The organism is Nitrosospira sp. Nsp11 (assembly GCF_900142705.1).
Lineage (GTDB): Bacteria > Pseudomonadota > Gammaproteobacteria > Burkholderiales > Nitrosomonadaceae > Nitrosospira.
This window is the reverse complement of record NZ_FRBV01000002.1, coordinates 114,853-130,702: the sequence shown is the minus strand read 5'-3', so window position 1 is coordinate 130,702 and position 15,850 is coordinate 114,853. Positions and strand designations below refer to the sequence as shown.

General features: G+C 53.0%; 7 protein-coding genes. 2 read left to right on the top strand and 5 right to left on the bottom strand.

Translation table 11 applies throughout. The annotated features are described in order from the left end of the window. Window positions 1-210 precede the first annotated feature (210 nt). On the bottom strand, window positions 211-1,242 hold the full coding sequence (locus BUA28_RS03625; protein WP_072766783.1) for a sulfate ABC transporter substrate-binding protein: 1,032 nt from the start codon (window positions 1,240-1,242) through the stop codon (window positions 211-213). A gap of 246 nt (window positions 1,243-1,488) precedes the next feature. Between BUA28_RS03625 and BUA28_RS03620 the strand changes: the two genes are divergently transcribed. After that, window positions 1,489-3,579, top strand: a complete 2,091-nt coding sequence (locus BUA28_RS03620) for a hybrid sensor histidine kinase/response regulator (protein ID WP_072766782.1) — start codon at window positions 1,489-1,491, stop codon at window positions 3,577-3,579. A 167-nt stretch (window positions 3,580-3,746) separates the two neighbouring features. On the opposite strand, the gene BUA28_RS03615 is transcribed toward BUA28_RS03620, so the two are convergent. From BUA28_RS03615 to BUA28_RS03605, 3 genes are all read right to left on the bottom strand, one after another. Further along, window positions 3,747-4,064, bottom strand: a complete 318-nt coding sequence (locus BUA28_RS03615) for a DUF1840 domain-containing protein (RefSeq protein ID WP_072766781.1) — start codon at window positions 4,062-4,064, stop codon at window positions 3,747-3,749. A gap of 58 nt (window positions 4,065-4,122) precedes the next feature. After that, complete coding sequence (locus BUA28_RS03610; protein ID WP_072766780.1) at window positions 4,123-5,181, bottom strand: SGNH/GDSL hydrolase family protein; 1,059 nt, start codon at window positions 5,179-5,181, stop codon at window positions 4,123-4,125. A gap of 137 nt (window positions 5,182-5,318) precedes the next feature. After that, on the bottom strand, window positions 5,319-5,633 hold the full coding sequence (locus BUA28_RS03605) for an ElaB/YgaM/YqjD family protein (RefSeq protein ID WP_072766779.1): 315 nt from the start codon (window positions 5,631-5,633) through the stop codon (window positions 5,319-5,321). A 322-nt stretch (window positions 5,634-5,955) separates the two neighbouring features. On the opposite strand from BUA28_RS03605, the gene BUA28_RS03600 reads away from it, so the two are divergent. Further along, on the top strand, window positions 5,956-6,444 hold the full coding sequence (locus tag BUA28_RS03600; RefSeq protein ID WP_176767793.1) for a cyclic nucleotide-binding domain-containing protein: 489 nt from the start codon (window positions 5,956-5,958) through the stop codon (window positions 6,442-6,444). 233 nt (window positions 6,445-6,677) lie between these two features. Here BUA28_RS03600 and BUA28_RS03595 read toward each other — a convergent pair whose 3' ends face one another. Continuing rightward, on the bottom strand, window positions 6,678-15,263 hold the full coding sequence (locus tag BUA28_RS03595) for a glycoside hydrolase family 94 protein (protein WP_143148427.1): 8,586 nt from the start codon (window positions 15,261-15,263) through the stop codon (window positions 6,678-6,680). Window positions 15,264-15,850 lie beyond the last annotated feature (587 nt).

Sequence of the window (15,850 nt, the reverse complement as noted above, 5' to 3'; positions counted from 1 at the left end):
TGCGCACGAAGGTTCTCGCCTGAATGCGCACCGGAGCTCGGAATGAATTGAATAGGACTCGGGAGAACTTTGGCAGGGCTCTAGGATATCCGCCAATGCCCATTATGGCTAGGGTTGAGTCATAGGCCTAATTTCCCGGCCAGGCTAACCGCCTCTTGATAAGGTCGCGCGGTTGTGGTTGTGGTTGTGGTTGTATTCACCAGCTTTCCGTTATCCAGCCTCACCGGTGACAGGATCAGCCCTGGATCCTTGCATCTGATCGAATGCTCCGCCATTGGAGAAATGGACATTCTGGGCTTCCTTCCAACCGCCAAAGACTTCGTCGACAGTGAAAAGCTCTATTTGCGGGAATTGCATCGCATACTTGGCGATCACCTTCTCATCACGTGGACGATAGCAGTGTTTTGCTGCGATATCCTGGGCTTTCGTTGAATAGAGGTAATCAATGTAAGCCTTGGTCATCTCGTGCGCCCCGGCCTGATCGGGCACATCATTGATCACGCTGACCGTAGGTTCAGCCAGGATGGAGAGAGATGGCGTAACGACCTCAAATTTATCTCCATTTCCTTCTTTGGCAAGCAGATGAGCTTCGTTCTCCCAGGCCAGCAGCACATCACCAACGCCGCGCTCGGCGAAAGTATTGACTGAACCTCGCGTTCCCGAATCCATCACCTTGACGTTAGCAAACAACTTCCTTACAAACTCGAGCGCTGCCGTATTGCTTCCGCCCGACTGCCTGAACGCATAGCCCCACGCCGCCAGGTAATTCCAGCGAGCACTGCTGGAATTTTTTGGATCGGATGTGATTACCTCGACCGTCGATCGCGTGAGGTCGCCCCAATCTCTTAATCCCTTCGGATTACCCTTTCGTACAAGAAATACGATAGTAGAAGTAAAGGGTGTATTTTGCGGTACGGGCTTCACCCAATGGGGCAACATGAATTTGCTGCTTTTTTGCAGCGCCACCGGATCATAGGACAATGCTAGTGATACAACATCAAGCCCGTCCACGACAGCGCGTATCGGTACTCCCGATTTGCTCCGGGCTTGTTTAACCGTAACTTCGACACCAGTTCGTGCTCTCCAGTGGTTGAAGAAAGCCTTGTTGAAATCCTCGTACATTTTTTGTGTAGAGTCAGCAGTGTTAATCTCGGAGAAATCATGCAGCGCAGCGATTGCTACGCCCAAACTGAGCAGGATTGCGAAAACGGCAAAAATAAAACGGGCGCGATATGAATACATCTTTTATTTCCTCTAGTGTAATAAACACAGGAGAGAATTTAACATTCGTTTATTTCAGTCGCGTTGCATAAAAATGAAGAAATTGAGTAGCTTGAAGATTTTGATCGGGGAATGAAATAGTGGCGGATGCAAGCCAGGAAACGATAAACTCTTATTTCCGTATACCTTTTAAACAAATGGCAGGTTGGGGATCACGACGTATAAAATTTAACCGTAGATATTGATGAGAACGACAGAAGACTCCCCGTGAATATCCGAAACTTTACCAGTTTTTCCAACATTGCCCTTGTGCTGCTACTGACGGGTATTGGCGCGCTCGTATTCCATTCGCTGAGCATCCGCGAAGAACTCAACAAGAGCGAGCGCCACCAATTTCAGGCGCTTCTGCTTGCCCATGAGCTTCTCCAGAGCTCTGACGACCTTACCACGATGGCGCGGACTTACGTGGTTACCGGGGACCCGGCTTTTAAGCGCTACTTCATGGAGATATGGGATATCCGCAACGGAATACGTCCGCGCCCGCTTAATTATTCAAGCACCTATTGGCATCTTGTGGCGGCGCATCGGGCTCCCGCAGTCGAACAAGGCGAGGCCGTTCCCTTGCTGGAAATGTTTCGCAGGGTAGGCTTCAATAATGAGGAATATGCCTTGCTGGAGGAAGCGCTGGAGCATTCCGAAAAGCTGGTCATTCTGGAAAAGCAGGCATTTGCTGCCCTTGAGGGCTTATATGATGACGGCAAGGGTAATTTCACGAAACGCCGTAAGCCAGACCGGGAATTTGCCATTCGGTTGCTGTACAGCGAACGTTTTATTGCCGGAAAAGCAGCGGTTGCGCAGCCGATTCAGCAGTTCATAGATTTATTCAGCGGACGTATGCAAACCCAAACGAACCTCGGATTTGCCAGGCTCGAGCGCCAGATCATGTTTGAAATGACGCTCATCTTCATCGCTCTCCTTGCTACGACGGGAATCGTTTTTTACACCCGGCTCGGCATACTGCAACCTCTGGCGGAACTCGGTCGTCAGGTGGCCGGTGTCACCCGAGGTATTCGTCCTAGCCGTTATGGCAAAGCCACAAGTCATGAAGTCGCGAAACTGGCTGAAGCATTAGCGTTGGCGGACGCAGAAAAACAACGGCTTCTCGAGAATGAACGCGTTGCCAGAAATGAAGCTGAGCGGGCCAGCCAGCTCAAGGATGAGTTTCTGGCAACCCTTTCCCACGAATTGCGGACCCCGCTTAACGCGATCCTGGGCTGGTCGCAACTTATCCTGAGCGGGAATATGAAGAACGAGGATATTCATCGGGGCCTTGAAACGATCGAACGAAATGCTCGCGCTCAGAATAAGCTTATAGAAGATCTTCTCGAAATGAGCAGCATAATTTCCGGAAAAGTAAGGCTCGATATGCAGCAACTGGACGTTGTCAGTTTGATTGAGGCAGCAATTGAGTCGGTCAAGCCAACGGCGCAAGCTAAAGGAGTGGCTCTGCAAAAAAAAATCGCTCCGCGCATCAGCCCGATCATAGGAGACCCTAATCGTCTCCAGCAGATCTTTTGGAATTTGCTTTCCAATTCGCTGAAATTCACGCCAAAAGGAGGAAAGATAGAGGTTGTCGTTGAACAGTCAAGTTCCTTTCTTGAGATCAGGATCAACGACTCGGGTCTAGGCATCGCGCCGGAATTCATGCCTTATGTTTTCGATCGCTTCAGGCAGGGCGATGCTTCGCTTACTCGACAGTACGGCGGCCTTGGCCTGGGCTTGGCCATTGTCAAACAATTAGTGGAACTTCACGGCGGTGCAGTTCGGGCAGAAAGCGCAGGGGCCGCACAAGGGTCGTCGTTTGTCGTGCATTTGCCGCTCTCTGTTGCGGATAATGTGAAAAATGAACCGGCACCCACGCTACGAGAGTACTTCGATGAAAAAAATCCCCCGCTAACAGGGCTGAAAGTGCTGGTAGTCGATGACGAATTCGACGCATGTGAACTCATCAAGCGAATGTTGACTCAATGCAAGGCCAATGTGATCAGTGCCGCCAGTGCTGCTGAAGGCCTGAAACTTCTAAAGATCGAGCGACCGGACGTGATTATCAGCGACATCAGCATGCCAGAAAAAAACGGGTATCAATTTATTGCCGAGGTGAGAGATCTTCCTGAGAAAGAGGGCGGCAATACCCCCGCCATTGCGCTTACAGCGTTCGCTCGAGCGGATGATAGAGCGAGGGCAATGAGTGCGGGCTATGAGAATCATCTTCCCAAGCCTGTCGACCCGGTTGAATTGATCACGGCTATCAGCAATCTAGTCAGAAGAAGACCAACCGACGAGCAAAATTTACCATAGCCGGAAGATATTGATAATGCGCTGCATCCGCTTCAGTATCGAAAAAAACGATAACTGGGGCCGGTTGGAATGCCTACTCAAGGGAAGAAAAGTATCGACACCGGCGATTTGTATCTTGAGAAACCAGCCCATGTGACTGGTCCGTAAGAGGACCGTAAGCCAAAAGCTTAAACTTTATCCCACATTACATCACAGTGCTTTTTTGCGGCTGCGGTGAGTAATTCAATCAGAGGTATCGCTCGATAAGTCAGGCTTATAATTTGGTCATCCGGTTCCGTGTCTCCCGACTCCGTGCCCGGTTCCTGCGATCCCGATTTTCCCTCTTCAATAGCACGCTTCAAGCGATCGAGCGCGGCCGGAACATCATCGGCCAATATCGCACTGGGCACCGTTCCGCTATGCCCCATCATTTTCAATAGGCGATGCGCTGCATCTCCAAACATCATTATATCCGCATACGCATCGCTCTTGAATGTTACCAGCATATGAGACCACCCTCGCCTCGTCGCAGCCGTTTCGAATGGCTCGGTCTAGTTACGCTGTTCAGGCGGCAGATTCCCGATGGAAAACCCCGCTGGCCGGCTCAACTCGGCCCGACCGCCTGTACCCGCCGATACCCAGCAAGAATAGCCCCGCAACCAACATTGAGAAAATTTCAGGCTCTGGCACCGCGCTGGTTACCGTGGTGGCGAACGCCGCCCCCAGAAGGGAATGAGCTAAGGTTGTAGGATGAACGCTATCCCAATAAAGATGCGTCTCAGGATTATCACAGGAAAGAATAAGCAAGGAGACGCACGCATTCGTTACATTGGTAAATCCGAAAGCCGCCGGATCCTGAATGATATTATTCAGAAAAGAATAAGTATCGAATTGATGAATATCCGCCGCGGGAAAAGCTGAATGCACGTCCCCCAGTTGAGTTGCCAGCTCATTATTGAAAACAATCGAGTAAGCATGAGCCTGCGTTACATCGTCATGGGTTCTGGCCTCGGGGGTGTGTCCCAGATCCCCACTATTCGGGACAAGAAAATTCCTTGCCCCTGCCGCCGCCAGCGTGCCCACATATGAGCCGATATTTTGCGCTGCGGCAACGGGAGAATTGTGTGTCAGATAGTCACCCCCGCCGCCCCATACGACATACAAAGCGTTGGGGTCGGCTACGCCTCCCGAATCACCCAAGTAACGTTCCAACTCCCGCTGCATGCCCGGCAACGGCTTTAACCCTACGCCCAGTACGTCAAAGCCTCCCTCTTTGGTTGCACTGCCTCCGTCCCCGATGTTTCCCACACCCGATGTAGCGCCACCGACGGAGTAGCTGCGGAAATTGGTATTGTTCACTCCGCCGGGAAAAAGTGAGCCTGCCAGATATTCCGTAGCAACGGGTCCATTCGATAAGCGGCCATGAAAATAAGGACCGCAGGGATGAGAAGGGTCGCAATTGCCACCGAGGAGTTTATAAATGCTCGTAGCAGCAGAGGGGCTGTCTCCAATATCCGAAAGACTGTCTCCAAACGTATATAAGCTACTGAAGGTGGCTGCCCAAGCGCTACCTCCCGTAAAAAGCAAGACAGAAAATGTGGCAAGAGCCACCCGTATTTTCATGATCAGTTCTCCCATTCTATGGTGCCAGACAACTGGATAGTCAAGGCTACTGCTGACTCGGAATATCAAAACTCTCTTTGCGCTTCCGGCTTGACCATCCGCTCTTCCTCATGAGCATTCGGCTTCACGAAGGAGGATTATTCCCGGTCTCTCATCAAGAGCCCGATGAGAACACCAACCCCAACCGCCAGTCCGATAGTCCGCCAGGCATTTTCATGTACATAGTCATCGGTTACCCGTGCCGCAACCTTGGATTTGTCGACTACAGCGCCTTCAATATTTTGCAGATATTCCTTGGCGCCCCTCAGATTGTCGTCGATCTTGTCGCGCAACGCCTGCGCCTTTCCGCCGCCTTCGTTGCTTACGAATTTCATTAATTCCTCAGTATCGGCAATAACGGACCGAAAGTCTTTAATGAGTTTTTCTTTTGTTTCTTTGGCGGTTTTGGCCATAACATCCTCCAGGCAAGTTGATAGGTTATACTATTTGTATCTATTCTACAGATCGCTGCTTTGATCTGTCTCTTACGAGAACATTGCAAAAAAAAGGTGCCGGTGCAACATTCTCACTCAATTCCAACTCAAAATTGCTACTCGCATATTATCCTGCTAGACCTTTGTATTCCTTTCCGTAATACCCGTCTGTCGGCCACCGCACATACGATCGTTTAGTTTGTATATATCCTTCAATTGCGCGTAAGACCCCGTGCGCTGATGCACTTATCAGCCGGCCATATACTGTTTTCGTCGAGACAGACGAATAGAGAGGAACGTAATGTCATATCTACACACACCTAAGCAAAATCTTTTTTTGGCCGCTCTCCCCGAGAAGGATTACGAGCGGCTGCAATCCTGCCTTGAGCTTGTATCCCTGCCTCAAGGATGGGCGGTCTACGAAAACGGTGGCGAATTAGACCTTGTGTATTTCCCCACCACCGGTATTATTTCCCTGCTCAAGATCATCGATAATGAAGACCCCGTGAAAATTGCCGTTATCGGCAACGAAGGTGTATTCGGCATTTCCATGCTTATGGGCCGAAAAATCACCCCAACCCGGGCAGTGGTGCAGCGCGGCGGTTTTGGCTATCGGCTTAAAGCAACTAATCTCCGAAGAGAATTCGAGCTCGGCAGTCCGCTACGTTATCTGCTTCAGCAGTATACGCAGAGCCTCATGGCCGGGATTACCAAAGCCACAATGCCTGCCATTCGCCCTGCTCTGAGATCCAGCATACCCTTAGCCGGTTCACCTGCTTCCTTGGCCTAGGGCATGAGTTTTCGGGCTTTAGCAGAGTTTACAGGAGAGCAACGGTTGCATTAAATAACGCCGAGATTCCTCCATTCATTCATGCTCTGCGATGGCTGCCTCTTCCATCAAGTTCTTGGAACGACCCTACACCGCGCCTGACAGATACCCATTCCGGTCGGAATGGCTTCCTGCGGCTAATATGCCGACAGGTAATTTCACAACAGCCCATCATTTCTGCTGAATCTGCTGAACTACTGCCGAATTCCAGGATTACCCAACCGGACTTCAACAGTATGCGTCGCTCGATCATCCACAAGTGCAATTGCCAAATCTTGCTGGCCAACGCCATCAATAGTGAGGCTTTCGTTGTCCTCATCGACTGCTGTCTGGACGACAGTAATTTCATAGATTGTTTCCCCATGGCGGTACTTAACGGTGAACGTACCCCATTCGGCGGGAAGGCAAGGTTTGAAGTACAGTTTGTCCTCCGCCAGCGTGAGGCCGAGCAATGTTTCCAGCATCAGGCGATACAGCCAGCCGGCAGAACCCGTATACCACGACCATCCGCCGCGACCTGTGTGGGGCGAAACCGCGTAAACATCGGCTGAGACAACGTATGGCTCCGTCTTGTAGACCTTAACCGCCTCGGGTGTCTGAGCGTGGTTTACCGGGTTGATCATCTCCAACAATTCCCATGCGCGTTTATGATCTCCCAGACCCGCAAAAGCCATCGTCGCCCAGATAGCGGCGTGCGTATATTGGCCCCCGTTCTCGCGCACGCCCGGCACATAACCCTTTATATACCCCGGATTCAAGGGCGATTTATCGAAGGGTGGATCAAGAAGCTGGATAAGGTGAGCGTCACGTCGAACGAGGTGCTGATCCACTGCTTCCATTCCCTGCTGCTGACGCTCGGCGGAGCCCGCTCCAGACAAAACCGACCAGCTCTGCGCAATTGAATCGATGCGGCATTCAGGATTGCTGGTAGAGCCCAGGGGAGAACCGTCGTCGAAGAAGGCGCGAAGATACCATTTGCCGTCCCAGCCATGTAGTTCAATATTTTTACGCAGCAGATCAGCTTCGGCTCGGCATCGTCCTGCAAACGCTGGGTCTCCATACCGTTCGGCAATTTCCGAAAACCGGATGAGTATGTCGTACAGGAAGAAGGCCAGCCAGACGCTCTCGCCTCGCCCGTGGAAACCAACAAGATTCATGCCGTCGTTCCAGTCGCCGCTGCCCATCAATGGGAGACCATGCTCGCCAAAGCGCAAACCATGCACGATGGCTCGCACGCAATGCTGGTACAGCGTCCCGACCTCTTCAGAATGAAGCGGAAGATCGTAGTAAGATTCTTCGTCAGCGCCGACCTGCCGACCTTCCAGGAAACCAGCAGACTCATCCAGAACGCTGATATCGCCGGTGGTTCCAACATAATGACACGTCACCAGGGGCAACCATAGATAATCATCTGAACAGCGCGTCCGGATGCCGCGGCCCGCTGGCGGGTGCCACCAATGCTGAACATCTCCTTCTATAAACTGGCGCGAAGCCGACCGCAGCAGATGCTCGCGCACAAGAGCGGGCTCAGCGTGAACAAGCGCCATCACATCCTGCAACTGATCCCTGAATCCGAAAGCTCCGCCCGATTGGTAATAGCCGCTGCGTCCCCACAACCGACAGGCGATAACCTGATATAACAGCCAGCCATTGACCATCACGTTTACCGATGGATCGGGCGTCTCCACTTGTACAGTGCCGAGTGTACGGACCCAATAACGGTGCACGTTTTCAAGGACCTCACGCGCAACCGTAATTCCACGGAAGCGCCGCACGATCTTGAGGGCATCATCACTATGAAGCCCGGCGCCCAGACGAAAGACGATTTCTTGCGTCTGGCCGTCGAATAATTCCAACGGAACCCGGATAGCGCCACAGGGATCAAGCCCTGGCCCCACCCGTCCGGAAAGTTCTTTGGCCCTCATCGCAGCTGGATTACTCAATCTACCATTGCGGCCTATAAACTCGGTTCGGTCGCCTGTGACACTGCGTCCTTTGTCGTCTACATCAAAAAAAGCAACCTGGCCGGAAAATTCATTGCTGTAAGGATTGCGTGCAAGCAGCGCTCCACTGGCGGGATCTATCTCGGTAACGACGTGCATTCTGCTCTTCTCGGGCAAATCTCCCAACACCCATTCGACACATCCCGTTATCGAAAGCTGGCGTGGCCGCCCGGATTCATTGCGTACTTTCAGTACTGTAAATTTGATAGAAGCGTCAAGGGCGACATAGACCCAGAGTTCAGAATGAATGCCATCCTCGATATGCTCAAAAACACTGTAACCAAATCCGTGCCGGGTAACATAAGGCGCTGCCCCTGGGCTCGGCAACGCGGTCGGCGACCAGAAATTGCCGGTTTCCTCGTCTCGCAGGTAATATGTCTCTCCACCAGCATCGCAAACAGGATCGTTGTGCCATGGGGTCAAGCGAAACTCGTGCGCATTTCCACACCAGGTATACGCTTGACCGCTCTCCGAGATAACGGTGCCGAACTGCGGATTCGCCAGGATATTTGACCAAGGCACGGGCGTTGTCTGACCCTGTCCGGTCGTTATGACATATTCGCGCGCATCGGCAGTAAATCCCCCCAGTCCATTGGCAAAGAGTAGTTCCCGGTCCGGCAGCTTGACACTCTGTCCGGAATCAAGCCGACGTACCCGCTCCAATCCAGCTGCAGGAACCGGTAAATCCGCCGGTAGTCGGCGAGCCAACTGCTCCATCAAACTTCCATTGCTGTCGAGAATAATCACACGCGCTACGGTTTGCATCAGAATTCGATCCTCGGAGGCAATCTGTTCCGCGCGACGGATAAAAATGCCACCTGGACGATCGAGCACGTGAGCTTCGGCACTTCCGGCCACCAGGCCCATGATATGCTCGTGCAGTAGTTGACGATAGCTCGAATGGTCCTCATTCCAGATCACCAGATCGACGGCAATTCCCTTCACTCGCCAGTAGGCGTGCGCCTGTACCAGTTGGCGCACCAGATTGATATTGGCGCCATCGCTGATCTGCAGCAGCACAATGGGGAGATCGCCGGAAATTGCGTATCCCCACAGTCCCGACTGGCTGCGCTGGTTTTTGCTCAGCACGGCGGGATCGGCGCGTAAATAACCGTTCGCATACAGTACCGAACCAGCCAGCCGGCCGAATAATTGGGCGTCGGACTCGGTCGCGTTAAGCTGGTGCAGCACAACCAGACTGTGAGTCCACGCAAGATCAAAGACGCGGTTCGTCATGTGCTGGTCCTGATACTTCTCGACCAGATGCATGGCGGCATGGCGGGAATCTCCGGCTCCGGTAACGATATCTATCGTTGCGGATTCTCCCGGTTCGATGGTTACGCACTTGCGAATAGCCACGATCGGGTCGAGAACCGAGCCTGAGCTATTGGAAAGCCGCCCCGGCGTTATCATCGCCTGCGGTGCGGACACGTCCTTTCCTCGCCCAATGAAAACCATGCGATCCGTCTCGTATGATATTTCCTCGGTAGCGACACCGTGTACCGCCATCAGATGAAACATCCAAGGCACCGTGTCGCTCTGGGAGCGCGGGCGCCTGCTGCATAGAATCGCATGCCGGTCTGGCAATATTTCCGTTTGTACAAAGAGATTCCCGAAAGCCGGTGCTTGCGCGTCACCCGCCTGCGCCGCGAGCACCACCTCAGCATAGGAAGTCACTTCGATTGTCCGGGATGTCCGGGCACGATTAGTGATGCGGACCCGGCGTAGCTCGATGTCATCTTCGGGCGAGACCGTAATTTCAGTATGCGTATCGAAATCAAGGTCGCGTCGCCTGAACTCGACGCGTCCTTCTGAAAAAACGACCCCATAACGCTTGGGTTCTTTCAAGGTAGGCTGGTATGTATTCGACCAGAACGCTTCACTCTCCACATCGCGCAGATAGCAGAAACTTCCCCAATAGTCACATGTGCCGTCTTCCCGCCAGCGCGTAACGGCAAGATCCTTCCAGCGGCTGCTTCCCGCGCCGCTATTGGTTACCATGACGTGATAGCGACCGTTTGACAGAAGCTGTATTTCCGGAATAGGGGTGTTTGCACTCGATAGAAGCCGCACTGGCATCTCCGGGAGTTCCTTGACGACACGCACGTCGGGGAGCTCTGGAGCTTGGGTGCTGAAAACAGTGGCCTTGGGGATACGTTCCTGAAGCAACAAAATTGTTGCCTGAAATAAAGGCTCAGACTCGAACCGTCGTTGCATCGGGCGATCCAGCAGTAAATACGCCAAGGAAAGTAAGCTCATACCCTGGTGATGCGCCATGAACGAGCGCACCAGGGCGCGCGTTTCACCGCGGCGCAGCCGTGATGGCGTGTAGTCGACAGCCTCGTAAAAGCCAAATTTACCGACCATCTCCTGGGCGGCAAGGTGCTGAAGGTTACGGCAGGCGGCTTCTGGAGCGATCATTAACGCCAGCACGGAGGCATAGGGTGCGATGACCAGGTCTTCTCCCAGGCCCCGCTTGAGCCCCAGCCCCGGAACGCCAAACGCGCGATATTGGTAGTTGAATTGAACGTCGACGGCGTTATAGCCGGATTCCGAGATACCCCATGGAATTCCGCGTTCCTCACCGTACGCAATTTGGCGATTGACTGCCCCCTTACAGGTCTGATCCAGGAGTGTGTTATCGAACGTGGGCATTACCAGCAGCGGCATGAGATACTCGAACATAGAGCCGCTCCAGGACAGTAAAGTCGCTTCACCGCCGTAACTGGTAAGTATGCGTCCCAACGCAAACCAGCTTTCCTGCGGCAACTCTCCCTGGGCAATTGCGACAAAATTGCAGAGTCTTGCCTCCGAAGCGAGCAGATCATAGTAGCTGGCATCCAGCCGATGTTCGCCTACGTTATATCCTATCGCGAGTTGCCGCTGCGCATGGTTGAACAGGAAGCCATAGTCCATCTGCGCCATACTGCCCGACTGAAGCGCCAAGCGCTCAAGGTTGGCCAGCTGATCAAGCGCAACCGCGCTACCTTGGAACGCGAGTTGTCGCAAGGAAGGGTTTTCCATCGAGTGTGCCACATCCGTACCATCCATGGCAGCAGTCAGCAGGGATTGGGGCACAAGGCTGATCAATTCCGCCAGCGCACTTTCACATTGCTTATTCAACGCCGCTGCCCACTCATGAGCTTCGCTGGAGGCAAAAGTTACCGGCTCTTCGTCAATCTCGCGAATAATCGCCCTGGAGTAGGCAGCCAGCCGATCAAGATCGACTTGCACGCTCGCGATTGTGATCGGGCGCACCTCTGCTGCAATCGCGAGCGCTTTTTCGAATTGTGCCAAAGAAGAATTTGCAGGGACGGAACCGGCGGTTTTTTCGAGTATCTGCAGTGTGTCGGCCAGTGCCAGAAATAAATGCTCGCGAATAATCGGCTCATCGGATATTTCCAATAGACCGGCACGCAATGTCAGCAGATGACCCGCCAGGTTGCCGCTATCCACTGTGGAGACATAGCGCGTCAATGGCGTCTTTGTTTTTGTATCGTACCAATTGTAGAAATGACCGGAATACCGTTCAAGTGTTTCCATCGAGTCCAATGTATTCATGGTGCGTTCAATGAGCTGTCCGGTACCGATATAGCCGAAGTCGTAGGCGGTAATATTAGCCAATAGCGCCAGACCCATGTTGGTCGGCGAGGTCCGGTGCGCGATAGCCGCGACCGGATACTCCTGAAAATTGTCAGGTGGTAGCCAGTTATCCTCCGGGCCTACGAAAGTCTCGAAGAAAAGCCATGTTCGGCGTGCAATCTGGCGCAAAAAATGTATCTGACCAATGGTTAACTCTGTGCTCCGGGGAGGAAGTGGCCGACTAATCCACCAGGCAATAGCGGGAGATCCAGCCCATAACAACAGTACAGGCAATGCTCCTATCAAAGCCATTGGCGCTGTAACCACCATTCCCACCGCCGCGCCGATTGCTGTTACAGGTGCTATCCACATTGATCGAAACGAAGCGCCGAGACCAGTGCGCCCATCCTTCACGTCAGCCGGATCAGTCCCACGTTCCGCATAATGGGAGGGATTCCATTCAAGAAGCCCGCGGTGAGTGATAAATAGCCGCACGTGGGTACGCAGGATCGCATCGAGACTGAAATAAGCCTCGTATGGAAGGCAGGCCAGTGTGAATGCTACCTGCCCGAATTGTCGGCCAGCCGTGCGTATGGAAGTGATAATGTGAGAACGCAGCGCGACTTCTTTTGGCTTGTTCAGCAAATCGATGATGACGGTTATCGCAGCAGGAATAAACAGCGTACCGATAACAACCAATGTCCAGAGCCATGCATGGGTGAGTGCCATCCAGCCTAATAACAAAAGTAGCGTCATGGCTACCGGGACCAGGCTGCGCCGAAGATTGTCCATCAGCTTCCACCTCGACAATGCGGATAGCGGATTTGGCTGATAGCTTCCCTGCGGCCCCGGTACACGCCTCAACAACCAGCTGGCGAGTTGCCAGTCTCCTCGAATCCACCGGTGGCGACGGCTTACATCCGCGCTGTAGCGTGATGGAAATTCCTCATATAACTCCACGTCACTTAATAACCCCGCGCGCGCATAGCATCCTTCCAGAAGATCATGGCTCAGAATTCGGTTATCGGGAAAACGGCGGCAAACCGTCTGCTCGAATGCATCGACATCGTAAATTCCCTTTCCCACGAATGAGCCTTCATAAAACAGATCCTGATAAACGTCGGAGACGATACGTGTATATGGATCGATGCCGGCCTCACCCCCGAAAAGCCATGCGTATCGTGATTGGTTGGTACTCGACAGGCTTACCGCAACCCTCGGTTGCAGAATTCCATAACCCTCGGCTACCAGGCTGACCCTCCCCTCTGCGGAGTTTTTATCGAGCCTCGGGCGATTCAACGGGTGAGCCATCGCACCCACGAATTGATGGGCAGTCTCGCGCGGCAACTGAGTATCGGTATCGAGTGTGATGACATATTTTACGTTCGACAGCACCGCCGTATTACCTACGATAAGGGAAAACGCATCGCTTCCAGCCCCGCTTAATAAAGCATTTAAATCCGCAAGTTTTCCGCGTTTACGCTCATGGCCCATCCAGAGCCGTTCCTGAGGGTTCCACCGGCGTGGGCGGTGAAATAGAAAAAAAAGGCTGTCCTTACCTTTTACGGCTGAACCATCCGCCCCAACCGCATTATCCGCAACGCCGTTGGCATATTTTTTATTCAGCTCCTCAATGCCTGTTCGTGCAGCATCTAACAGTATTTGGTCTTCGGGCAGCGTTTCCTGATCCGCGTCCTTAAAATCGGTCAATAAGGCGAAGTCAAGATTATCGTCGCGATTGGCTAAAAATCGGACTTCAAGCGCTTCAACAAGGCTGCGCGCGTCTGACTCGCTTGTCAGCATGGTGGGAACCACAACCAATGTTTGAAATGTCGCGGGTATACCTTTGGAGAAATCCATGCGGGGCATCGAATGGGGTCTTACCAGTAGAGGACTCGCCCAGTTGACCAACGCCACCGCCAGTTGACTGATCGTAAAAATCGATAGCATGCCAACCGCTCCCAGCAACCATCCGTTAGCGCCATCGGCATGGGCTTCGGCCAGTAGAATGCTGACCAGGCTTGCCGTAATCAATACGATCGCGCCGAGATAATGAAAAAGCGGATAGCGACGGCCGATTCGCCAAAGTTTCTCCAGGAATGAAAAGCGTACTCGTACTGCCGCCTCGAGGTCGGGCAAGCCATCGTCAACGAGATAAAATCCGACATGCGCCCTGGCTTCGTCGTCCGCCACCGCCGCTGCATCGCGTGCCATCGCGAGCGCTCGCCGCGCCACTTCCACTTCCGATACCGGACTTGCCTTGGCTACACGCTCCACCACATGCCGATACTGATCCCGGCTGGCGAAATCCATGCGGCCGTAGACCCCGTGCGGGTCCTCTCGCAAGGTCTGCTCCACAATGCTGGTGGTTTCGACGAAGTCGCGCCAATCGATCGCGCCCAACGTACGCAGCGTATTTATGCTGTTGGAGATTGAGACCTGGTCAGCCGCTTGCTGCTGATTTCCCAACTGCACCATTTGGTCGATTGTTTGATTCGATTCCGCAAGCCTCTGCTCGATCCAGGTCAACGGTAGCGCCAGCGCGGGCCCCTGCCCCTGTAGCCGTCGTGCCAGTTCGGAAATGAAAGGTGTAGTCATCGGCGGGTCGGACCGTGCCATATCAGCAATGACAAGAACCAGGCTCTTGGGATCTTTCTCGGCAATGCTCGTGATTTCCCCAGCCCAGGTGGCAGCAAGCTTACGGTCTATGCCGCCGGCAGCGACGTGAACGCCGACCCGTCGCAGGTTCTCGATCAGCGCGAGCCGCAGCATGATGGGGATGGCCCATAACTCTCCCAGCTGCAAATTCACGACTGCCTGATAGGCAGCGACAAAACGCCTGAGGCTCTCTGTGTCGACCCTGCCATCGCCGTGCGAGATCGCCTGCAAAGCGATGTCATATACTCGTGGAAGATTTGCACTGCCGCCGCGCGCAAGAAGCGGTAATTCGCGGCTATAGTTTTTGGGAAGATGACGCCTGGCCATACGTATCTGCTCTTCTATCAAATAGAAGTTGTCGTATATCCACTCGCCTGCCGGCGTAAGCAACTGATCTGCTGTTACCGCCTCCGTAAGTACGGTGCAGATGTTGAAGAGCGTATTTTCGTTCTCATCCAGCCTCGCCAGGAGCTGATCCGTGCCCCCACTTGTTGATAGCTCGTGGGATGCCGCAAGGATGCCGCCATACAGCTCCATTTGATCTGCACTGAACAGTTCAGACCGCAACGGCAGTTCTTCGCTAACCGGGACGCGTGGTCTTCCGATTTTTCTAAGCCGATCTGTAATGGGAAGTAAAAGCTCAGAAACAGTGAGGTCTCTAGCTTTCAATTTGATTATTCTCCGGGCTGCGATCGCTTAAACACGATCAAAAATACGTATCTTGATGGGTTTAGGTTTCTTAGAGTCGTGGGTCTCATCTTGAGCTAACATCCTCACGATGTAAACCTCTCCGATTGCGTAGCTCTTTAGCGGCAGAGCAAATAGTATAAGCAGGAAGAGTAACACTACGATATGTGTCAACTCCTTCTTGCAAGCAGCAGTTTTGGGAAATAGGTCTTATCGCGCAGTAGTCTCCTTTACAATTCGCCCATGAGCCCAGAATTTTTCATAGAGACTTTGCGCCCACCTTTGCCTACAGCCCCTGCTGTGGAATGGCTACAACTCTCGAAGCGCTCCCCTTATTGCGCAAATATCCGCGATGCCTCAAGCCTGCTATTATCTTGACTAGGGAGCAATGATAAAAACTGGCTCATCCATAGTATGTACGCTAGCGCACAAAATAC